General features: G+C 63.9%; 20 protein-coding genes and 1 tRNA gene. 11 read left to right on the forward strand and 10 right to left on the reverse strand.

What is annotated here, in order from left to right; genetic code table 11:
• Positions 1-202: 202 nt before the first annotated feature.
• The 3 genes from BMI90_RS07400 to BMI90_RS07410 all read right to left on the reverse strand — a co-directional run bounded on the left by BMI90_RS07400 (position 203) and on the right by BMI90_RS07410 (position 2,041).
• A tRNA-Arg gene (locus tag BMI90_RS07400) sits at positions 203-279 on the reverse strand.
• A 48-nt stretch (positions 280-327) separates the two neighbouring features.
• On the reverse strand, positions 328-1,437 hold the full coding sequence (gene aroB, locus BMI90_RS07405; protein ID WP_078527735.1) for a 3-dehydroquinate synthase: 1,110 nt from the start codon (positions 1,435-1,437) through the stop codon (positions 328-330).
• Complete coding sequence (locus BMI90_RS07410) at positions 1,430-2,041, reverse strand: shikimate kinase (RefSeq protein ID WP_078528125.1); 612 nt, start codon at positions 2,039-2,041, stop codon at positions 1,430-1,432. Before BMI90_RS07410 ends, aroB begins: the two co-directional genes overlap by 8 nt.
• A 156-nt stretch (positions 2,042-2,197) precedes the next feature.
• Here BMI90_RS07410 and BMI90_RS18715 point away from each other — a divergent pair, with 156 nt between their 5' ends.
• The 6 genes from BMI90_RS18715 to BMI90_RS07435 all read left to right on the forward strand — a co-directional run bounded on the left by BMI90_RS18715 (position 2,198) and on the right by BMI90_RS07435 (position 9,283).
• The gene (locus tag BMI90_RS18715; protein ID WP_096349013.1) at positions 2,198-2,365 is read left to right on the forward strand and encodes a hypothetical protein; all 168 of its coding nucleotides are present in this window, start codon (positions 2,198-2,200) and stop codon (positions 2,363-2,365) included.
• On the forward strand, positions 2,334-3,917 hold the full coding sequence (locus BMI90_RS07415; protein WP_146671239.1) for a hypothetical protein: 1,584 nt from the start codon (positions 2,334-2,336) through the stop codon (positions 3,915-3,917). The genes BMI90_RS18715 and BMI90_RS07415 overlap by 32 nt, the downstream gene beginning before the upstream one ends.
• Positions 3,914-4,879, forward strand: coding sequence for a site-specific tyrosine recombinase XerD (locus BMI90_RS07420; protein WP_078527739.1), 966 nt, complete (start codon positions 3,914-3,916; stop codon positions 4,877-4,879). The genes BMI90_RS07415 and BMI90_RS07420 overlap by 4 nt, the downstream gene beginning before the upstream one ends.
• Positions 4,880-4,912: 33 nt before the next feature.
• A complete protein-coding gene (locus BMI90_RS07425) occupies positions 4,913-6,223 on the forward strand; it encodes an HlyC/CorC family transporter (protein ID WP_078527741.1) in 1,311 nt (436 codons plus the stop codon).
• Positions 6,224-6,641: 418 nt separating this feature from the next.
• Positions 6,642-8,207, forward strand: coding sequence for a glutamine-hydrolyzing GMP synthase (guaA, locus tag BMI90_RS07430; RefSeq protein ID WP_078527743.1), 1,566 nt, complete (start codon positions 6,642-6,644; stop codon positions 8,205-8,207).
• Between the two features lie 800 nt (positions 8,208-9,007).
• Positions 9,008-9,283: an antibiotic biosynthesis monooxygenase gene (locus BMI90_RS07435; protein ID WP_078527745.1), complete on the forward strand. Its 276-nt coding sequence runs from the start codon at positions 9,008-9,010 to the stop codon at positions 9,281-9,283.
• Here BMI90_RS07435 and aroQ read toward each other — a convergent pair whose 3' ends face one another.
• The 7 genes from aroQ to BMI90_RS07470 all read right to left on the reverse strand — a co-directional run bounded on the left by aroQ (position 9,284) and on the right by BMI90_RS07470 (position 17,747).
• Complete coding sequence (gene aroQ / locus BMI90_RS07440) at positions 9,284-9,721, reverse strand: type II 3-dehydroquinate dehydratase (RefSeq protein WP_078527747.1); 438 nt, start codon at positions 9,719-9,721, stop codon at positions 9,284-9,286.
• 96 nt (positions 9,722-9,817) lie between these two features.
• A complete protein-coding gene (locus tag BMI90_RS07445; protein ID WP_078527749.1) occupies positions 9,818-11,374 on the reverse strand; it encodes a trimethylamine methyltransferase family protein in 1,557 nt (518 codons plus the stop codon).
• A 71-nt stretch (positions 11,375-11,445) separates the two neighbouring features.
• Positions 11,446-12,531 (reverse strand): sn-glycerol-3-phosphate ABC transporter ATP-binding protein UgpC, encoded by a 1,086-nt coding sequence (ugpC, locus tag BMI90_RS07450; RefSeq protein ID WP_078527751.1) that lies wholly within the window; start codon positions 12,529-12,531, stop codon positions 11,446-11,448.
• Between the two features lie 9 nt (positions 12,532-12,540).
• The gene (locus BMI90_RS07455; protein ID WP_078527753.1) at positions 12,541-14,181 is read right to left on the reverse strand and encodes an alpha-glucosidase; all 1,641 of its coding nucleotides are present in this window, start codon (positions 14,179-14,181) and stop codon (positions 12,541-12,543) included.
• Positions 14,181-15,335, reverse strand: a complete 1,155-nt coding sequence (locus BMI90_RS07460; RefSeq protein ID WP_078527755.1) for a carbohydrate ABC transporter permease — start codon at positions 15,333-15,335, stop codon at positions 14,181-14,183. The genes BMI90_RS07455 and BMI90_RS07460 overlap by 1 nt, the downstream gene beginning before the upstream one ends.
• Positions 15,335-16,312, reverse strand: a complete 978-nt coding sequence (locus BMI90_RS07465; RefSeq protein ID WP_078527758.1) for a sugar ABC transporter permease — start codon at positions 16,310-16,312, stop codon at positions 15,335-15,337. The genes BMI90_RS07460 and BMI90_RS07465 overlap by 1 nt, the downstream gene beginning before the upstream one ends.
• Before the next feature lie 70 nt (positions 16,313-16,382).
• Entirely contained in the window at positions 16,383-17,747 is a 1,365-nt protein-coding gene (locus BMI90_RS07470) for an ABC transporter substrate-binding protein (protein ID WP_078527760.1), read from the reverse strand.
• 257 nt (positions 17,748-18,004) lie between these two features.
• On the opposite strand from BMI90_RS07470, the gene BMI90_RS07475 reads away from it, so the two are divergent.
• The 5 genes from BMI90_RS07475 (at position 18,005) to BMI90_RS07495 (ending at position 22,087) form a co-directional block, all read left to right on the forward strand.
• On the forward strand, positions 18,005-19,036 hold the full coding sequence (locus BMI90_RS07475) for a substrate-binding domain-containing protein (protein WP_078527762.1): 1,032 nt from the start codon (positions 18,005-18,007) through the stop codon (positions 19,034-19,036).
• Between the two features lie 14 nt (positions 19,037-19,050).
• Positions 19,051-20,376 carry a GH1 family beta-glucosidase gene (locus tag BMI90_RS07480; RefSeq protein WP_078527764.1) on the forward strand — a complete coding sequence of 442 codons (1,326 nt, stop codon included), beginning with the start codon at positions 19,051-19,053 and terminating at the stop codon, positions 20,374-20,376.
• Entirely contained in the window at positions 20,376-21,335 is a 960-nt protein-coding gene (locus BMI90_RS07485; protein ID WP_078527766.1) for a glucokinase, read from the forward strand. The genes BMI90_RS07480 and BMI90_RS07485 overlap by 1 nt, the downstream gene beginning before the upstream one ends.
• Positions 21,336-21,449: 114 nt before the next feature.
• A complete protein-coding gene (locus tag BMI90_RS07490; protein WP_078527768.1) occupies positions 21,450-21,725 on the forward strand; it encodes an STAS domain-containing protein in 276 nt (91 codons plus the stop codon).
• Entirely contained in the window at positions 21,722-22,087 is a 366-nt protein-coding gene (locus tag BMI90_RS07495; RefSeq protein WP_078527770.1) for a response regulator, read from the forward strand. Before BMI90_RS07490 ends, BMI90_RS07495 begins: the two co-directional genes overlap by 4 nt.
• Positions 22,088-22,094 lie beyond the last annotated feature (7 nt).

The following is a 22,094-nucleotide window of genomic DNA, read 5'->3' on the forward strand; positions in this document are numbered from 1 at the left end:
ACTTGGTACACCGTGGAAACATCTTACATATTGATTTCATATAATAGTTTATGATTAACCCGTCCAATCCATCATCGGCGCGACCGAGAGGCGCGCGGCGCGGGACAGGGCGTCGGATGTCGTCATGGCGGTTTGCCTCTTGGACCGTCTCTAATGCGTCGCCCTCGCCCCCGAGGCGTAAAGTCTACCGGTGAGAGGGAGGTGGCGCACCCGACAGGATTCGAACCTGTGGCCTCTGCCTTCGGAGGGCAGCGCTCTATCCAGCTGAGCTACGGGTGCCTGAGCGCGGATATAGAGAAGCCGTGCGCGCGCCGCAACTGCGAATTCTCAGCGCTTCGCGGCCAGAGCGTCGTCGAGAACGCCCGCGAGCACATCGCGCGGCACGTCAGAGGTGACGAAGGCCTGCCCGATGCCACGCGCGAGGATGAAGCGCAGCTTGCCGTCGAGCACTTTCTTGTCCTGCGCCATCAGCGCGATCAGCGCATCGGTGCCCGGCAGATCGCCGGGGATGTCCGCCAGATCGACCTTCATCCCCATCTCGCGCAGATGGGCGCGCACGCGACTGGGCGCCTCTTGCGAACACAGGCCGAGGCGCTGTGAAAGCTCAAAGGCCAGCGCACAGCCGATCGCGACGCCCTCGCCATGCAGCAGCCGGTCGGAAAACCCCGTCGCGGCCTCAAGCGCGTGGCAGAAGGTGTGACCGAGGTTCAGAAGCGCCCGGTCGCCCTCTTCGGTCTCGTCGCGCGCCACGACCTCGGCCTTCATCTCGACCGAGCGTTTCACCGCGTGCAGGCGCTTGTCCATGTCGCCCGCCGCCATCGCGGGTGCGTTCGCCTCGAGCCAGTCGAAGAAACCTGCATCGCCCAGCAGCCCGTATTTCACCACCTCGCCATAGCCCGCGAGGAAATCGCGCGGCTTGAGCGTGCCCAGCACGCCCAGATCGGCCAGCACCAGCGAGGGCTGATGGAAAGCGCCGATCAGGTTCTTGCCCTGCGGTGCGTTGATCCCGGTCTTGCCGCCGACCGAGCTGTCCACCTGCGCCAGAAGCGAGGTCGGGATCTGCACGAAACGCACACCCCGGCGCAGCACGGCGGCCGCGAATCCCACCAGATCGCCGATCACGCCGCCGCCAAGGGCGATGACGATATCCTTGCGCTCGACCTTCTGCTCCAGCAGCCATTCGACGGTGCGGGTGAACTGCGGCCAGCTTTTCGTGGCCTCGCCCGGAGGCAGGGTCAGCGCGACCATCTCGATCTCGCCCAGGCCCTTGCGCAGCGTCTCCAGATGCAGATCGGCCACCGTCTGATCGGCGACGACGGCGACGCGCGGGCGGCGCAGCAAGGGCGCGATCTCGGCGCCTGCGTTTTCCAGCAGCCCGGTGCCGATGCGCACCTCGTAGGAGCGTTCGCCCAGTTCGACCGGAACGATCTCACGCATCTTTCACCTCTTCGATCAAACCATCGACCTCGCGCAAATGCGCGATCACCTTGCGCGCCATGTCCGGCACCGAGAGCCCCGGCTCCGCCTCGACTGCGACCTGCGCTTTCGAATAATGCGGCAGGCGCTGCGCGAGCAGATCGGTCAGCGTCCGTTTGGGATCGGCGGTGCGCAGCAGAGGTCGCGTATTCTTGTGGCGCACACGTTGCCAAAGCAGCTCCAGATCGGCCTTGAGCCAGACCGAAACGCCAAGCCGCGCGATCATCTCGCGATTGGCTTCTGACAGGAACGCCCCGCCCCCCGTCGAGATCACGCCCGGCGGCCCGGATAGCAACCTTTCGAGCACTTCCGATTCGCGCGCCCGGAAGAACGGCTCGCCATCGCGGGCGAAAATCTCGGCCACGCTCATCTGGGCGGCGCGCTCGATCTCGTGGTCGCTGTCGAGAAAGGGGGCGTCGAGCATCCGCGCCAGCGCGGTGCCCACAGCCGTCTTGCCCGAGCCCATCATGCCCACAAGCACGATCGAACGCGTCAGATGCCCCAGCACCGGTTGATCCTGCTCTGCCCCGGCTCTCACCTTGTCAATCCCGTCTTCCGGTCCCATCTCACGCATCGGCGGACCCTTGCACAAACGTGAGGCAAGCCCCCTTGAATGGCGTGAACTTCCCTGAAATGCCATATATGATCAACGCGAAACCGCAACCAAGAACGGCCCGCCCGACCCGGAAGGGGCCGCGACAGACGGCAGAAAAGAGAGAAAATGGGGCGCATCTTCAAGCTCATCGTCATCCTTCTGATCCTTGGCACGATCGGCGTGATAGGCTTCGCCTATCTCGGAGACATGAGCCCGGACAGCCAGGAGCAACGTATCGAGGTCACCTTGCCCGGAGGGGTCGGTGCTGGCAGCGGGGGAACGGGTGGGAACTGAGCGCCGCGCGCTCGCGGCGAGCCTTGCCGGTTTGCTGATCCTCGCTCCAGCCAGCGTGCTGCGGGCCGAGGTCGATCAACCCATGTCGGCAATCGACTGGCTCTCGCATTCGGTGGCCAACGCGCCGCGCAATGAGACGCCTGCCCCGAAGGAGCGGATCACCGGCGCGGGCGGGATCGAGGATATCGCCGTGCTCTCGCTCGATGCGCCCTCGGCCGACACGCTGGGGTTGCTGCCGGCAGAGCGCACGGGCCTGCCTCGCACGCTCTGGGGGAAGACGCCCGAGCCGGAACTGGCCCGGGCATTGCGCGAGATGCCCCTCGACCAGCTCCCCGCGCTCCAAAGCCTGACGATGACGCTGCTGCTGACCGAGCTGAACCCGCCGGAGATTGCCGCGTCCGCGCAACGCAACCAGCTCTTTCTCGCCCGGGTCGATCGGCTGCTCGACATGGGCGCGCTCGATCAGGCCCATGCGCTGCTGTCGCAGGCGGCAACGAACGATCCCGAGATTTTCCGGCGCAGTTTCGACGTGGCGCTGCTGCTGGGGCAGGAGCGTCGCGCCTGCAAGATCATCGAACGCAGCCCCTCGATCGCGCCCTCCTACGCGGCGCGGATCTTCTGCCTTGCGCGCAACGGACAATGGGATCTCGCAGAGCTTACCTTCGGTACCGGCAAGGTTCTGGGTCAGATCCCGGCCTCCGAGGTGAGCTTGCTCGAGCAGTTCCTCGACCCGATGCTGGCCGAGGGCGCCGAGGATATGCCCCCGCCCGATCCGGTCACGCCGCTGAGCTACAAGATGATGGAGGCGATCGGCCAACCGCTGCCAACCTCGGTTCTGCCGCTGGCTTTCGCGCAAGCCGATCTGACCGAGAACAACGGCTGGAAATCCCAGCTTGAGGCGGCGGAACGGCTGGCGCGTGCGGGCGTGCTCGATCCCAATCGCCTTCTGGGCCTTTATACGGAACGCAAGGCGGCCGCGTCGGGGGCGCTGTGGGACCGGGTTTCGGCGGTGTCCGAACTCGACAAGGCGCTGGCCGCGGGCGACACGAAAGCCGTCTCGCGCGCCCTGCCCCGCGCTTACAAGGCGATGGCGGAAAACGAACTCGAGCCGGTCCTCGCCGCGCTTTTCGGCGATCAGCTTTCGGGCATGACGCTCTCGGGCAAGGCCGCGCGGCTGGCGTTCGAGCTGAGCCTGCTGACCCCGAACTATGAGGAGAACGCACGCATCGGCGCCGAGGCAGATCCCCGCGGAGATCTGCTCGCGGGGCTGGCACAGGGCGACACCTCTCAAATGCGTACACGCGAAAGTCTCGGCCGCACCCTCAAGGTGGTGTTCGACGCCCCCCCGACTGCGGCCGCGGATCGCTACGAGGGGCTTTTGCCAGACCAGCTCGGCCTCGCGATCATCGAGGCGATCGGCGACGTCACCGAAGGCGCGAAGGGCGATTACCCGCGGCTTCAGGACGGGCTGCGACTGCTGCGCCTCGTCGGGCTGGAATCGACCGCGCGGCGGACTGCAATCGAACTTATGGTGCTGGAGCGGCGCGGATGAACGACGCGCCGCCCGATTCACGCTGGCTGCCCGCCTTTCTCGAAGCGCAAGCCGCCGAAGCCGGGGCCGCGCGCAACACGATCCTCGGATATGGGCGTGACCTCAATGACTTCGCGGGCTTTCTTCAAGCGAAAGGCCTGAGCTACGCGACCCTTACTCGCGAGAATATCGAGACCTACCTGATCCGCTGTGAGGCCGACGGGCTCGCGAAATCGACCCGCGCGCGACGTCTGAGCGCGATCCGGCAGCTTTTCCGCTTTGCCTATGAAGAGGGCTGGCGCGCCGACAATCCCGCGATCCGCATCTCCGGCCCGGGCCGCGCGAAACGCTTGCCCAAGACGCTTTCGCTCGAAGAGGTCGAAGCCTTGCTGGAGGCCGCCCGCGATCAGGGACGTTCCGCCCGCGACCAGATCCGCAACCGCTGCCTGATGGAATTGCTCTACGCTACGGGGATGCGTGTCTCCGAGCTCGTCTCCCTACCCGTCTCTGCCGCGCGGGGCGATCCGCGGATGCTTCTGGTGCGCGGCAAGGGTGACAAGGAACGCATGGTGCCACTCTCACCGCCCGCGCGTGAGGCGCTGGCCGACTGGCTCAGAGCACGCGATGCCGCCGAGGAAGAGGCGCATGTCCGACACCGTGCCCCCTCCTCTCGGTTTCTCTTTCCCTCGCCGGGAAAGGAAGGCCACCTGACCCGGCAATCCTTTCACCGATTGCTCAAGGATATCGCGGTGAATGCGGGGATCAGCCCCGCCAAGGTCACGCCCCATGTGCTGCGCCACGCCTTCGCGACTCATCTTCTGCAAGGCGGGGCCGATCTGCGCGCGATCCAGATGCTGCTGGGCCATGCCGATCTCTCGACCACCGAGATCTATACCCATGTGCTCGACGAGCGGCTCAAGGAACTGGTGCTTCAGCATCACCCGCTAGCCAAACCGCGCGGCAATCGGCACGGCGACGCTTGAATGCGCCACGGCGCGGCCCCATAACCTAAGCCCATGGAAAACACTCTCGATATTGCCTTCTGGATCACCGCCGGCGCGATCGTTCTGCTTCTGGCGCTCTCGGCCTTCTTCTCGGGCTCTGAAACCGCGCTGACGGCCGCGAGCCGCGCCAAGCTGCGTGCGCAGGCCGACAAGGGCGAAACGGGCGCGAAGACCGCGCTGGAGGTCACCGAAGACAGCGAGCGGCTGATCGGTGCGATCCTGCTGGGCAATAACGTGGTCAACATCCTCTCGGCGGCGCTGGCCACCGCGCTTCTGACCCGGATCTTCGGGCAATCGGGCGTGGCCCTCGCGACGGTGGTGATGACGCTCCTTGTGCTGATCTTCTCCGAAGTCCTGCCGAAGACCTACGCGATCACCCTGCCCGAAAAAGTCGCCGCCAAGGTCGCCGGTCCGATCCGCGTCGTGACCTTCGTGCTCGCCCCCATCGTCGCTGTGGTGCGGATGATCGTGCGCGGCATCCTTTATGCCTTCGGCATGCGCACCGACAAGAACACCCATATGTTCTCGATCCACGAGGAGATCGCGGGCGCACTGGCGCTGGGTCAGTCCGAGGGAACGGTCGACAAGGAAGACCGAGACCGCCTGCTGGGCGCGCTCGATCTGGGCAATCGCACGGTCGAGGAGATCATGCTGCACCGCTCGCAGATCGAGATGCTCGATATCGAGCAGGACCCGGATTCGATCCTCACGGCGGTGCTTTCCTCGCCCCATACACGCCTGCCCCTCTATCGCGGCGAGCGCGAGAACGTGGTTGGCGTGATCCATTCGAAAGACCTGCTGCGCGCGGTGGAAAAAGTCATGCGCGGAGGCGACGGCACACTCGAGAGCATCTCCGATCTCGACCTCACCAAGGTGATGATGAAGCCCTATTTCGTGCCCGAGACGACGCCTCTCGACGAGCAGATGCAGGAATTCCTCAAGCGTCGCACCCATTTCGCACTGGTGGTGGACGAGTATGGCGACCTGCGCGGATTGCTGACGCTCGAGGACATCCTCGAGGAAATCGTGGGCGAGATCACCGATGAATTCGACCCCAAGGCCGAGCGCAACCTCAAGCCCACCGAAAGCGGCGATTACATAGTCGACGGTTCGATGACGATCCGCGATCTCAACCGCGAGACCGACTGGAGCCTGCCCGATGACGAGGCCAACACGATCGCGGGCCTGGTGATCCACGAGGCGCAGACGATCCCGACGGAAGGTCAGGTCTTCTCCTTCCATGGCTTCCGCTTCGAGGTGCTGACGCGCAAGGACAACCGGCTGACCCGCCTCAAGATCCGCCCGCTGATCCCCGGCGCGTGAGGGGGCGCTGCCCCCGGGAAATTTATGTCTAAGTCGAAGGGGCGCGATCAATCGCAGGCACAGCCCGGCCCCTTGTGACAGGCTTTCGATCGGCTGATACAACTGTCGCCGCAAGCCTTCCCCTTCGAGCAGTGCTTGCAGCATTTCGCATGGATCACGCCTGCCTGATGAGCGATCTGGAATAGCGCGTCCCTGGCCCCGACCGCGGAACGATCTCGTTCGGGAGCCGTTTGCGCAGCTCCCATGGACGCCGCCAGGACGAATGCGACGATACTTGCCGTGACTTTGGACATCTGTCCTCCCCCTTGACCGCTTCCCACGTTAACGATGGTTAATTATGGGCCGTATGGGGTCAAGTGCGCGCTCGGGGCCTGCTGCCCTCTTGCCAAGAAGCCGCGCCGGCCCTAATGGCAAAGCCATGACACAGCACCAGCGCCTCCTCATCATCGACTTCGGCTCCCAGGTCACGCAGCTGATCGCGCGTCGCCTTCGCGAGCTCAATGTCTATTGCGAAATCCATCCCTATCAGAACGTGACGGATGCCTTCCTCAAGGAGTTCGCCCCGAAGGCGATCATCTTCTCGGGCGGGCCCGACAGCGTGACGCGCGAGGGATCGCCGCGTCCGCCGCAAAGCGCCTATGAGATGGGCGTGCCGATCCTCGGGATCTGCTATGGCCAGCAGGTGATGATGCAGGATCTGGGCGGGTTGGTGGAGGCCGGCCAAAGCCACACCGCCGAGTTCGGCCGCGCCTATGTGACGCCGACCGAGACGCGGATCGATCTGCTCAATGGCTGGTTCATGGATAGCACGGGCCGCGAACAGGTCTGGATGAGCCATGGCGACCATGTCAGCAAGCTCGCACCGGGCTTCGAGGTCTTCGGGACCTCGCCGGGTGCGCCTTATGCGATCACCGCCGATCTGAGCCGCCGGTTCTACGCGGTGCAATTCCACCCGGAAGTGCATCACACGCCGAACGGAAAGACCCTCTACGAGAATTTCATCCGTGACGCGGGCTTCACCGGTGACTGGACGATGGCGGGCTATCGCCAGCAGGCGATCGACGCGATCCGCGAGCAGGTCGGCGACGCGCATGTGATCTGCGGGTTGTCGGGCGGCGTGGACAGCTCGGTCACCGCGATATTGCTGCATGAGGCGATCGGCGACCAGCTGACCTGCGTTTTCGTCGATCACGGCCTGCTGCGGATGAACGAGGCCGACGAAGTGGTCACGATGTTCCGCGACCATTACAACATCAAGCTGATCCATGCCGACGAGTCCGAGCTGTTCCTCGGCGAGCTGGAAGGCGTCACCGACCCCGAGGTCAAGCGCAAGACGATCGGTCGTCTCTTCATCGACGTGTTCCAGAAATACGCCAACCAGATCGAGGACGCTGAATTCCTCGCTCAGGGCACGCTCTACCCCGATGTCATTGAATCGGTGAGCTTCTCGGGCGGCCCTTCGGTCACGATCAAGTCGCACCACAATGTGGGCGGCCTGCCCGAGAAGATGGGTCTCAAGCTGGTCGAGCCGCTGCGCGAGCTGTTCAAGGACGAAGTGCGCGCGCTTGGTCATGAGCTGGGCCTGCCGGCCTCCTTCATCGGCCGCCACCCCTTCCCGGGGCCCGGCCTTGCCATTCGCTGCCCCGGAAAGATCACCCGCGACAAGCTCGAGATCCTGCGCAAGGCGGATGCGGTCTATATCGACCAGATCCGCAAGCACGGGCTCTATGACGAGATCTGGCAGGCCTTCGTCGCCATCCTTCCCGTCCGCACCGTCGGCGTGATGGGCGACGGGCGCACCTATGACTATGCCTGCGCGCTGCGCGCGGTAACCTCGGTCGATGGCATGACCGCCGATTACTACCCGTTCAGCCACGAGTTCCTCGGCGAGACCGCGACGCGGATCATCAACGAGGTGAAGGGCATCAACCGGGTGACCTATGACATCACCTCGAAGCCCCCGGGCACGATCGAGTGGGAATGACATGAGAGAGGGGGCGCTGCCCCCTCTTTTCCTTTCAGGAAAATTCACCCCCGGGATATTTTCGCCAATTCGAATGCGCGAAACGACGTCTTAACCGGAATGGGCATAGCGAGATCTGGCGGTACGGGCGGGGACACCGATGACCGCCCAAGGCGAGCTTGTCCGGCTCGCCGCCTCTTTGTGGATCGAGGCGTGAAAATCCTCCTCCCTTCTTCTTGAGATAAATATCTCGGGGGAGAGGCGCGGAACGCGCCGAGGGGGCAGCGCCCCCTGATCCCTGGACGAGAAACCTGCCGCTCGCGAAGCGCGATCGACATTCTGTGCACTGCTCTCGCGCAAGGCTGAGATGTTCGCGAGCACGAAGACGTATCTCGCCACGAGGTTTCATTGCGACTGACCCGCAGGGCTTCCCCTGGCGATCACGATGAAAGCCAAGTGATTTCGCTCGAGCGTCAGTCCTGCCCTCCCTTGGCCTCAATAGAACCAAAGCCGAACAAGCCGTTCACCATTTTGACGGTCGGCCTTCCGCAAACACGGCTTACGAAGGTGATGACGGCGCGCATGAAAAGCGCCGAAGCGCGGGTTTTGCGGGGGAGAAACGCCACCCGCGCGAGTATGACCTCTGACGCACGCGACGACACGGGCTCCGGGAGCGTTGCGGCGCGCGCTATGGGGGCGCGCTTTCCACTCTCCGCGCTCTGGACAGGACGAGGGCGCCACGCATAGGCTCACCCTGTTCCACGAAGCGCCGCACGGGGATGGCCTCCATCCCGGCGCTTCCATTTCCATGGAGATGGCACATGGCCCTTTCGCTCACCGGTCGGCTGATCTGTACCACTGAGGCTCAGGCCGAGATCGTGCGAGACTACCTGCCCGAGCATATCCGGCTCACGCGCGCGGAGCCCGGATGCGAGCTCTTCGAGGTCACGCAAGGCGATGATCCAATGGTCTGGGACCTGAACGAACGTTTCGCGAGCCGGGACGATTTCGAGGCGCATCAGGCGCGCACCAAGGCCTCGGCCTGGGGGCGCGCGACGCAAGGGATCACGCGCGATTTCCGGATTTCCGAAGGCTGATCAGCCCAGCAGCGAGCAGATCCGGCGCGTCGCCAGCGCATAGCCCTCGATTCCGAAGCCCGCGAGCACCCCGTCGGCACGCAGCGAGACATAGGAGTGATGGCGGAAGGCCTCGCGCTTGTGCACGTTCGAGATATGGCACTCGAAAACCGGCCCGTCGAAGGCGTTGAGCGCATCGAGGATCGCAACCGAAGTGTGGGTGTAGGCGCCCGGATTGATGACGATGGCGCAGGCCTTCTCGCGGGCCTCGTGGATCTGATCGACGATCGTGCCCTCGTGGTTCGACTGGAAAAGCGCGATCTCGAAGCCCTTCTGCGTGGCCACCGCCTTGCAGATACGCTCGACATCGTCGAGCGTGTCAGAGCCGTAGATCTCCGGCTGACGCTTGCCCAGCAGGTTCAGGTTGGGGCCGTTCAGGATGTAGATCAGGCGCGACATCGGGTCCTCGGGGTGATTTCCGCCCCAATTGGCCCCAAATGCCGCTTTGATACAAGCCTTGGCACGCAGATCGCGCGCAAGCGCGACCCGCAGGCCTCACATGAAGGCGTCGGGCTCGGCCGCTTTCTTGCGCGCGACATAGTCGGTGAGCGCCTCGGCGATGCCGGGATCGAGCGCGGGCGGCTGGTAATCGCCCAGCATCTTCGCCACGCGCTTCTCGGCCAGCGCCATCGTATCGAGCCCGCCCTGCTCTTCCCAGGTCTCGAAGGGCCGGTAATCGAGCAGGTTCGTGCGCCAGAAGGCGTCCTTGAAATTGGCCTGGGTATGGGCGCAGCCGAGATAATGGCCGCCCGGACCAACCTCGCGGATCGCATCCATCGCCTGCCCGTTCTCGGTCACATCGACGCCCTGGGCGAGCCGGTGAAGAACGCCGAGCTGGTCGGCATCCATCACGTATTTCTCGTAGGAAGAGACGAGGCCCCCTTCGAGCCAGCCGCAGGCATGGAGCATGAAGTTCACGCCCGCATAGAGCCCGTTATTGAGCGTGTTCGCACTCTCGTAGGCGGCTTGCGCGTCGGGCAGTTTCGAGCCCGTGAAGCCCCCCGCCGAGCGATAGGGCAGCCCGAGCCGCCGCGCGAGCTGGCCCGCGCCAAGTGTGATCAGCGAGGCTTCGGGCGTGCCGAAGGTGGGTGCGCCCGAATTCATGTCGATCGAGGTCACGAAGGCGCCGAAGATCACAGGCGCGCCGGGACGGATCAGCTGGCTATAGGCCACGCCTGCCAGCACCTCGGCCAGAACCTGCGTGAGCGTGCCCGCGACCGAGACCGGCGCCATTGCGCCGCCCACGATGAAGGGCGAGATGATGCAGGCCTGATTGGCGCGCGCATAGACCTCCAGCGCCCCCATCATCGTCGCATCGAATGTCAGCGGCGAGTTGATGTTGATGAGCGAGGTCATCACCGTGTTCTGGTCAACGAAATCGGAGCCGAAGAGGATCTTCGACATCTCGACACTGTCGGCGGCGCGCGAGGGCTCGGTGACCGAGCCCATATAGGGCTTGTCTGACAGCGTCATATGCGCGTGGAGCATGTCGAGATGGCGCTTGTTCACCGCCACGTCGGTCGGTTCGCAAACGGTCCCGCCCGAATGGTGAAGCCATTTCGACATCTGACCGAGTTTCACGAAGTTGCGGAAATCGGTGATCGTGGCGTAGCGGCGTCCGCCATGGTTGTCGCGCACGAAGGGCGGGCCATAGACCGGGGCGAGCACGAGGTTGCGCCCGCCGATCTCGACATTGCGCTCGGGGTTGCGGGCCGCCTGGGTGAATTGCGAGGGCGCGGTGGCGCAGAGCTTGCGGGCAAGGCCGCGCGGGATGCGCACGCGCTCCCCCTCGATATCGGCGCCGGCCTCGCGCCAAAGGTCGAGGGCCGCCGGGTTCTCTACGAAATTGACGCCGATCTCCTCGAGCACGGTTTCCGCGTTATGCTCGATGATCTGGAGCGCTTCCTCGTTCAGGATCTCCATGTCGGGGATGTTGCGCGTGATGTAGCGCGCGAATTCCACCCGCACCGCCGTGCGCTCGGCCCTGCGGGCTGCCCCGCCACCACCACGGGCGCGACGGCCCACACGTTCTGCCTGTTCCGAATCGGCCATGACATCCTCCGCCCGTAATTCCGACCCCAAACTAACGGCGGGAGGGATGCACGATGTCTTGTTTGCGTCCGTCAGCGGTAGAGAAGCGACCGCCCGTCCGCAAAGAGATGCACCTTCGCCGGATCCGCACTGAGCGAGAGCTGCGAATGGCGGCGGTCGTGATGGATGCCCGGCAGCTTCGCGATCACCGGCGCGGCATCGCCCTCGGGCTGGAAATAGAGCAGCGTGACCTCCCCCAGAGCCTCGACGATATCGACATGACCGGTATAGATCGCCTCGCCTTCGGCGGGCACGAAATCCTCGGGACGCACGCCGATATTGACCTTCAGCCCCATATCCTCGGGGCGCGTGGGCACCGTGGATCTGGCAACACCGCCGCGCGCGAGCTTCACCGTGGTCACCTCGCCCGTCTCCACCACCTCGCCCGGCAGCAGGTTCATTGAGGGGCTGCCGATGAATTGCGCGACGAACTCGTTTTCGGGGCGTTCGTAGAGGTCAAGCGGCGTGCCGACCTGCGCGATCCCCTTGTTGGCGAGCACCACGATGCGGCTTGCGAGCGTCATCGCCTCGACCTGATCGTGGGTCACGTAGATCATCGTGCGGTCGGGCATCGCCTCTTTGAGCTGGGCGATCTCGATCCTTGTCGCCACACGCAGCGCCGCGTCGAGGTTCGAGAGCGGTTCGTCGAACAGGTAGACCTTGGGGTCGCGCACGATGGCGCGCCCGATCGCGACCCGCTGACGCTGTCCGCCCGAGAGCGCCTTGGGCAGACGATCCAGATAGGGTTCGAGCTGCAGCATCTTCGCGGCCTTCTCGACGGCGGCGTCGATCTCTTCCTTGCTCATCTTCGCGATCTTGAGCGCGAAGGCCATGTTGTCGCGCACGGTCATGTGCGGATAAAGCGCATAGGACTGGAACACCATCGCGATCCCGCGGTTCGCGGGGGGCACGTCGTTCATCCGCACCCCGTCGATCTCGAGCGTGCCGCCCGAGATCTTCTCGAGCCCCGCGATCATCCGCAAAAGCGTCGATTTCCCGCAGCCCGAAGGGCCGACGAAGACGATCAGCTCGCCTGCCTTGATGTCGAGGTTGATGTCCTTGAGGACAGAGACCTCGCCATAGCTCTTCGCGATGTTTTCCAGTTTCAGATCGGCCATCTTCCCCCCTCAGGCCCCGTGATCGTCGAGGCGCAAAATGCTTGGCTGCCACGGGCCCAGATGCAGCGTGTGATCGGGCATCGGACGGATCGAGCCCAGCTCACCCGCGATCGTCACCCAGTTGCCCGGCGGCACGGTCGCATTCACCGGCTGGTCGGACAGGTTGAAATAGCAAAGGATCGTCTCGTCCTCGTTCTTGCGGGTGAAGACGAAGAGATCCCCCGAACAATACATGTCCTCCATCGCCCCCTTGCGCAGCACCTCGTGGTTGCGCCGGAACGCGATGGCGCGACGGTAGTGATGCAAAAGCGAGGCGGGGTCATGTTCGGCCACGTCGGCGGCGATGTTGTGATGAACCGAGGGCACCGGAAGCCAGGGCCGCGCCTGCGAGAAGCCGCCATAGGCCGCGTCGCGCTCCCAGACCATCGGCGTCCGGCACCCGTCGCGGCCCTTGAACTCGGGCCAGAATTCGATGCCATAGGGGTCTTGCAGATCCTCGAAGGCCAGTTCGGCCTCGGGCAGGCCCAGCTCCTCGCCCTGATAGAGGCAGAGCGAGCCGCGCAGGCACATCATCAGCGTCGTATAAAGCCGCGCGGCCGCAGGTGTCAGGTGCCAGCGCGAGATATGGCGCTCGACATCGTGGTTCGAATAGGCCCAGCAAACCCAACCATCCTTCGCCACCTCATCGACCTTCTCGAACACCGCCTTGAAATAGCGTGCATCGAGCGGCGCGTGCCCGGACAGAAGCTCGAAGGCGTAGGACATCTGCATCTTGTCGCTGCCCGAAGTGTATTCGCCGAGGATCTCCAGCCCGCGTTGGCTGTCGCCCACCTCACCCACGGCGGCTGCGTTGTAATTGTTCATCAACGTGCGCAGCTTGCGCAGGAAACGCAGGTTCTCGGGGTTGTTCTTGTCGTAGATATGGCGCTGGTGATTGTAGGGGTTCACCTTGGGGGCGGTCTGGTCGTTGCGCTCCTCGGGCGGCAGCGGAGGATTGTCACGCAACTCCTTGTCGTGCATGTAGAAATTGATCGTGTCGAGGCGGAACCCATCGACGCCTCGCTCCAGCCAGAACTTCGCGACGTTCAACAGCTCCTGCTGCACTTCGGGGTTGTGGAAGTTCAGGTCGGGCTGCGAGACAAGGAAGTTGTGCATGTAATATTGCTCGCGCCGGCCATCCCAGTGCCAGCCCGGACCGCCGAAGATCGACAGCCAGTTGTTGGGCGGCGTGCCGTCGGGTTTGGGGTCGGCCCAGACATACCAGTCGGCCTTGGGGTTGTCGCGGCTCGACCGGCTCTCCTGGAACCAGGGGTGCTGGTCCGAGGTATGCGACAGCACGAGGTCGATCATCACTTTCAGCCCCAGCGCATGGGCCGTCGCGATCACCTGGTCGAAATCGGCGAGATTGCCGAAAAGCGGGTCGACATCGCAGTAATCGGCCACGTCATAGCCAAAATCCTTCATCGGAGAGGTGAAGAACGGCGAGATCCAGACCGCATCCGCGCCCAGCGAGGCCACATGCGGCAGCCGCCGGACGATCCCCAGCAGATCGCCCACCCCATCATTGTTGCTGTCTTGGAAACTACGCGGATAGATCTGGTAGATCACCGCTCCGCGCCACCATTCTTCTGTCTTCGTGAGAGAATTCATCAACCACCTTTAACCGAACCCGCCAGCAGACCGCGGACGAGATATTTCTGCATTGCAAAGAAGACCCCGAGCGGAACCGCGATCGACACGAAGGCGGCGCCAGCCAGAATGCCCCAGTCCCCTCCGCGAGACCCCAGCAGGTCGTCGGCGATCTTCACTGTCATCACCTTGGTCTGATCGTTGGCCGGCAGGAACACCTTGGCGACAAGAAGATCGTTCCAGACCCACAGGAATTGGAAGATTGCAAAAGAAGCGAGCGCCGGGAATGACAAAGGCAGCACGATCTTCATGAAAATCTGGAAATCCGTGGCCCCGTCGACCTTTGCGCTCTCGATGATGTCGCGCGGCAGACCCACCATGTAATTGCGCAACAGATAGATCGCGAGCGGAAGGCCGAACCCGGTGTGGGCAAGCCAGATGCCCACGAAACTCTGCCCGATTCCCACATCCTGATGGAGCCGCAAAAGCGGCACGAGCGCCAGCTGCAGCGGCACCACCAGCAGCCCCACGACCGCCGCGATCAAAAGCCCGCGCCCGGGAAATTCCATCCAGGCCAGCGCATAGGCCGCGAAGGCTGCAACGAGGATCGGGATGATCGTGGCCGGGATCGTCACCGTGAGCGTATTGAGAAAGGCCTGCCCCATCCCGTCCGAGGACAGAACCTGCCTGTAATTGGAAAGGGTGAAGGCCGGCGGCATGTCGGCCACGAAATAGACGCGCGGACCGGAGCCCTCGAAGCTCGTGCTCGACGTCACCTCATAGGCGCCATCGGCGTTCACCGTCATCGTGCCCGCCTCGGTCTGCGCCGTCTCTCCCGCCTTGTAGGCGCCCGGCTTGATGCCCGAGGTCCCGAAGGCCACGATTTTCGCCCCCGGCTTCAGATCCCTTGCATTCTGGCCATCCGTCAGCAGGTTGCCGCTGAGAACGTAGGCCCCGTCCGCCTGAGCCTCGCCCTCGCCCGGGATCCGGTCGCGGAAGGCCTTTTCGACCGGGAAGGCCGACTCCCACCAGCCCGACTGGCTGATCTGATCGGTGGTGCGAAAGGAGCTCACCAGCAGACCCACCGTCGGGATCAGCCAGAGCACGACCATGAGAGCGACCGAGATATGAACCGCCCAGGTCAGGCGCGATTTCTGTCCCGCGATGGAAGCCATCAGCGCATCTCCTTTCGGGCCTGAATGATGTTCCAGATCATCACCGGCAGCACGATGATCATGATCACGAAGGCCACCGCCGTGGCCCGCCCGTCATCGCGGAACATGTAGCTCATCATGTAGCTCGGCAGGATCTGCGTGCCGAAATTCCCGCCCGTCGTCGCGTAGACGATATCGAAGACCTTCAGCACGAGAATGGTGATCGTCGTCCAGACAACCACGATCGTCGGCATGATCTGCGGCACCTTGATCTTGAAGAACAGCTGGAACGGGTTCGCCCCGTCCAGCACCGCCGCCTCGACCGTTTCCTCGGGAATGCCGCGCAACGCTGCAGAGAGGATCACCATCGCAAACCCGGTCTGGATCCAGATCAGGATCACCATCAGGAAGAAGTTATTCCAAAACGGGATCTGCAAGGGATCGAGCGGCTGGAGATGGAAGGCGTCACGGATCGCGTTGATCAAACCGATCTGGGGATTGTTCGCATAGACGAATTTCCAGATCAGCGAGGCGCCCACGAAGGAAATCGCCATCGGCATGAAGATAAGCGATTTCGCGATATTGCCCCATTTGATCCGGTCGGTGAGCTGGGCCGCCATCAGCCCGAAGAAGGTGGCCAGCGCCGGTACCACCAGCACCCACAGGAAGTTGTTGAAGACCGCCTGCCGGAACGTGTCATCAGCGGCGAGCTTCTGGTAATTGCCCAGCCCGATGAACTCCGTCCCGTTGCGATTGAAGAGCGAGCGCCAGAACGAGCCGACCACCGGATAGGCGAGATAGAGCCCCAGCGCCGCGATCGCGGGAAACAGGAACAACCAGGGGCGCACCATATTCGCACGGTTGATGTTGCGGCCCGGATCGGCTCCGCGCGGCGGGAAGATGACTTTGTCGAGCACGAGGTTGGAGGCGTAGAAATAGGCGATGCAGCCGCCAACCCCGAGCGCGATCGTGATGATCCCTTGCAAGATCGGTGACATCTGGCCCCTCCCCGAACCGTTTACGCAAGAGCGCGCCCCCGGGACATGGCGTCCGGGGGCGCGACCTGTCTTACTTCTCGATGCTGTCCCAGCGCTTCTGGACCGCGTCGGCCGCTTCCTGCGCGGTCTCGTCGCCGGTGGTGTAGGCCACCATAGCCTTCCAGAACGCATCCGTTCCGATCTCGCCCGGCATCTGGTCGGAACCGTCGAAGCGGAAGGTGGTCGCATCCAGCAGGATCTTGTTCATGTTACGCTGAACGTCATTGGCGAAGGCCGCGAGGTTGACGTTCTTGTTCGGCGTAAGGAAGCCCGACTGTGCCATCCAGATCTCGGATGCGATCGGGGTCTCGAGGAACTTGATGAAGGCCTCTGCGGCCTTGCTGTCCTTGGTGATGCCGAACATCGTGCCCGCGCCGAGCACCGGCTTGCCGAGATCCTTGCCCTCATAGGCCGGGAAATAGAAGAAATTCACGTCCGAGCCCACCTTGGTGCCTTCGGGGAAGAAGGTCGGGATGAAGCTCGCCTGCTTGTGCATGTAGCATTTCGGCGGGAAGTCGAAGAGCCCCTTTGGGCTATCGCGGAAATCGGTCGTGGCCACCGCCTGCTCGCCCCCTTCGGCGAAACCCGGGGTCTTGGCGAACCAGCCGTAGTCCTTGATCGCATCGACGACTCTGGGATCGTTGAACTTGAGCGTGTTCGAGACCCAGTCGTCATAGGTCTGCGGCGACTGGGTGCGCAGCATGATATCTTCGACCCAGTCGGTCGCGGGCCAGCCGGTCGCCGCCCCCGAGCCAAGCCCGATGCACCAGGGCGTACCGCCATCGGCCTTGATCTGCTCGGTCAGCGCCTTGAGCTCCTCCATGGTCTCAGGCACCTTGTAGCCCGCTTCCTTGAAGTTCTCGGGCACATACCAGACCAGCGATTTCAGGTCCGCCTTGAAGGGAAAGGTGAAGGTCTGTTTCATGCCATCCTTGCCGGCATAGGTCGAGAGATCCTCCCAGCTCTGACCCGCGGCGTAATTGTCCTTGATCCAGGCGCCCGTGCCTTCGGGCATCGGGGTCAGGTAGCCCTGCTTGGCCAGATCGGAGGCGAGACCGGGCTGCGGGAAGACCGCGATATTCGGGGGCGTGCCGCCTTTTGCCGCGATCACGATATCCTGCTCGAAGCTTTCCGAGCCCGAATAGTCGACCTTCGCGCCGGTCGCGGCCTCGAAATAGGCCAGAACGCTTTCGAACAGCTTCTTGTCGCCACCCGTCCACGGGCCCGTGATGGTGAGCGTCTTGCCGCTCAGGTCGTTGTCCTTGGCGAATTGATCATAACTGGCCCAGTCGAAGCGATCGGGCTCGCTCCCCGGTTTGAACGTGAGCTCCTGCGCCGAGGCGAGCCCCGCCGACAGCGCCAGCGCCGCGATGCCAAGCATCAGATGTTTGGTCATGAATTCCTCCCGGTATATGGCGCTTCGGACCGACACGACTCACCATGCCCAAAGCGCTTTGGACTTGAGTGACCGTCTCAGAGCACTCACCGGATGTCAATTGTCGCGCCTCGCGCGCAAATCAATTTCCCTTTATTTCCATAATCTTTTTCGAGACATCGTCGCCGCAACGCAGCATCCTCGTTGCCGCGCATGCAGCATTGACGGGCAAAATCCGCGCGACTAACCTCGCCTCTGATCCAAAGCGGTTTGGGGCGATGAATCTCAAGACACTGGCACAAGAACTCGGGTTGTCGCCCACGACGGTGAGTCGCGCACTCAACGGCTATCCGGAAGTCTCCGAGGCCACCCGGATGCGCGTCATGAAGGCCGCCGAAGCCGCGAATTACCGCCCCAACACCCAGGCGAAACGGCTCGCCACCGGCCGCGCAATGGCGATCGGCCACATCATCCCGATCTCGACCCGCCACGAGATCGTGAACCCGGTCTTTGCCGACTTCATCGCGGGCGCAGGCGAGGTCTATGCGCGGCGCGGCTATGACATGGTGATCACAATCGTGCCCGACGATCAGGAAGCGCGCGCCTATGCCGAACTGCGCTCGAAAGGGAATGTCGACGGGGTGCTCGTCCACGCACCTAAGGTCGAGGATCATCGCATCGCCATGCTCGACCATCTCGGGATGCCCTTCGTGCTGCACGGGCGGGTCAGCGGGATCGAAAGCTCTTACAGCTGGGTCGATGTGAACAATGTTCGCGCCTTCACCCGCGCTACCGATTTCCTGCTCGATCTCGGGCATCGCCGGATCGCGCTGATCAACGGTATCGGCAACATGGATTTTGCCCGCAGACGGCGGCGCGGCTATGAACAGGCCCTGATGGCACGGGGGATCTCGCCCGATCCGGCGCTCATCACCGAGGGCGAGATGACCGAGGCACAGGGCCACGATGCGGCCCGCGCGATGCTGCGATTGTCGAACCCGCCCACAGCTTTCCTCACCGCCTCGCTGCTTTCGGCGATGGGTGCGCGGCGCGGGATCGAGGAGGCGGGCCTCAAGATGGGGCGCGACATCTCGATCCTGACCCATGACGACGAGCTGGGCTATCTCAGGAACGGCACCGCCGAAGAGCCGATCTTCACCGCCACCCGCTCCTCCGTACGCGAGGCGGGGCGGCGCTGCGCGGCGCTTCTCATCGACCAGATCGAGAGCGGCGACCGCACGCCCCGTCACGAACTGATGGAGGCGGTTCTGGTGCTCGGGCAATCCACGGGCCCTGCCCCCACACGCTGAAAAACAGGATGAAGATGTTTCCGAAACGCACTGACTTTCCGAATGATTTCCTCTTCGGCACGGCAACCTCCGCCTATCAGATCGAAGGTCATGCCTTTGGCGGTGCGGGCCCCTCGCACTGGGACACCTTCGCGGCCACGCCGGGCAATGTCGTGCGCGCCGAAAACGGTGCGACGGCTTGCGATCACTATCATCGGTGGGAAGAAGATCTCGACCTGATCGCGGCGGCCGGGTTCGATTGCTATCGCTTCTCGACCTCCTGGGCGCGGGTCATGCCCGAGGGGCGCGGGGCGGTGAACGCGGAGGGCCTCGATTTCTACGACCGGCTCGTTGACGGGATGCTGGAGCGCGGGCTCAAACCCGCCCTCACCCTCTATCACTGGGAACTGCCCGCAGCACTTTCCGACAAGGGCGGCTGGCGCAATCGCGATATCGCCTTCTGGTTTGCCGATTTCGCGCAGGTCATCGCGGACCGGCTCGGCGACCGGATCTGGTCGGCCGCCCCGATCAACGAGCCCTGGTGCGTCAGCTGGCTGAGCCATTTCGAGGGCCATCACGCGCCCGGCCTGCGCGACATCCGCGCGACCGCCCATGCGATGCATCATGTGCTGCTCGCGCATGGGCAGGCGATCCGGGTGATGCGCGATCACGGCATGAAGAACCTCGGCGCAGTGTGCAATTTCGAGGCCTCCCTTCCCGCCGATGACAGCCCCGAGGCGCAAGCCGCCACCGCCCGCCACGACGCATATTACAACCGCTTCTTCGTCGAGGGGATGTTCAAGCGCCGCTATCCCGAAGAGGTCTTGGCCGCCTTCGTCCCCCACATGCCCGCCAATTGGGAGGATGATTTCGCGGTGATCGGCGAGCGGCTCGACTGGTTCGGCCTCAATTACTACACCTGCAAGCGCATCGCGCCCGCAGAGGATCCCTGGCCCGCGCTGCGCGAGATCGAGGGTCCGCTGCCCAAGACCGCGATGGGCTGGGAGGTCTATCCCGAAGGCCTCCATCACTTCCTCACCCGCCTCGCGCGAGACTATACCGGCGATCTGCCGCTCTACGTGACCGAGAACGGCATGGCCTCGCCCGATGTGATCGCAGGCGGCAAGGTCGAGGATCCGCAGCGCATCGCCTACTACCGCGAGCACCTCGCGGCGATGCGGCGGGCGATGGCCGAGGGCGTGCCGGTGAAGGGTTATTTCTGCTGGTCGCTGATGGACAATTACGAATGGGCGCTGGGTTACGAGAAACGCTTCGGCCTCGTGCATGTCGATTTCGAAACCTTGCAGCGCACCCCGAAAGCGTCCTATTTGGCATGGCAGGACGCATTGGGGAGCCGCTGATGAGCGAACAGATCACGTTGCTGGCCGATATCGGCGGCACCAATACACGTGTCGCCATCGCCCGCGACGGCGTGCTTTGCCCCGAGACGATCCGCCGATATGCCAACAAGGGGCGACCGTCTCTCGAGGCGATCCTCGCCGATTACCTGCAAGAGGAAGACTGCGGTCAGCCGCTGGCGGGCGCCTGTGTCGCCGCTGCAGGCCCGGTGCGAGACAATCGCGCCGAGATGACGAACCTCTCCTGGGTGATCGAGGCCGAAAATATCGCGGCACTCACACGGGCCGGTCAGGTTTTCGTGCTCAACGACCTTCAGGCGCAGGGTCATGCGCTGGGGTATCTCGCCCCCGGGGCGATCCTCCCGATACTGCCCGGCGAACCCGCGCGCGAGGGCTCGGCCCGGCTCGTCGTCGGTATCGGGACCGGTTTCAACGCAGCGCCCGTGCATGAGGGCCCCGGTGGCCGCGTCGTGCCGCCCTCGGAAGCGGGTCACACCACGATGCCCTGCACCACCGAGGCCGATTTCGCCCTCAAGACCTATCTCGAGGCGAAACACGCCTTCGCCAGCGTCGAGCACGTCGTCGCAGGGCGCGGGTTGGAGCGGATCTATGCCTACCTCAAGGGCGAGGAGGACGCGACCACGCCCGGCGAGCAGATCCTGTCTCTGATCGAGGCGGGGGACGAAACCGCCGTCGCCGCGGGCCGCACCTTCGTGCAGATGCTGGGTAAAGTGGTGGGGGATCTGGCGCTGACCCACCTGCCCTTTGGCGGGATCTACCTGATCGGCGGCGCCGCGCGCGGGGTGGTGCCGTGGCTCGAGCCCTTCGGTTTCGCCCAGGCTATGCAGGCCAAGGGCCGCTTCTCCGAGTTCCTGCGGGCCTTCCCGGTTTCGGTGATCGAGGATGACTATGCCGCGCTTCACGGCTGCGCCGCCTTCCTCAAGGCGCGGCTGTCGCAATAAGCCCGCCCGCGTCAAACCTATTTTAACGGCTCGGCTCTAAGCCTCTTTCTCGACAGTTGTTGAAAAGAGGTTTGCGATGCGTCCGTACCCCCTTCCGCAGCGGGCGGCCCGTGCATGACGGTGCTCGCCCTGCCCGACCGTATCGATCTCGGCGCGGTCTCCGCATTGCATGCGGCGCTCGACCCCGTGACTACCGGGCCGACCGTGATCGACGCCTCGACGGTCAGCCATCTCGGCGCGCTCGGGGTGCAGTTGCTCGTCTCGGCCGCGCTGAGCGCACGCGCCTGCGGTCACAGCCTGACGATCACCCCCCGCTCCGACGCTTTCGACGAGGCGCTGGCCCGCTTCGGCATTTCTATCGACGATCTGCAAAATACGGAGGCTGCATGAGCCTGAAAGTTCTCGCGGTAGATGACAGCCGCACGATCCGCGACATGCTCAGGTTGACCCTCGCCGATGCGGGGATCGAACTCTACCTTGCCGAGGACGGGGTGCACGGCCTCGAGGTTCTCGGCGGGATCGACCCCGATGCGATCATCTCAGACATCAACATGCCACGCCTCGACGGGTTCGGATTCATCGAGGCGGTTCGGGGGCAGGATCGGCATCGGGCGACACCGATCCTCGTGCTGACCACGGAATCCGCGCCCGAACTCAAGGCCCGTGCCCGCGCCGCCGGGGCCACCGGCTGGATCGTCAAACCCTTCGATCCGGTCAAGCTGGTCAAGGCGCTCAACATGGTCGCTGGCTGAGGAGAGC

It is taken from the genome of Thioclava sp. L04-15 (genome assembly GCF_002020275.1).
GTDB classification, from domain to species: Bacteria; Pseudomonadota; Alphaproteobacteria; order Rhodobacterales; family Rhodobacteraceae; genus Thioclava; species Thioclava marina.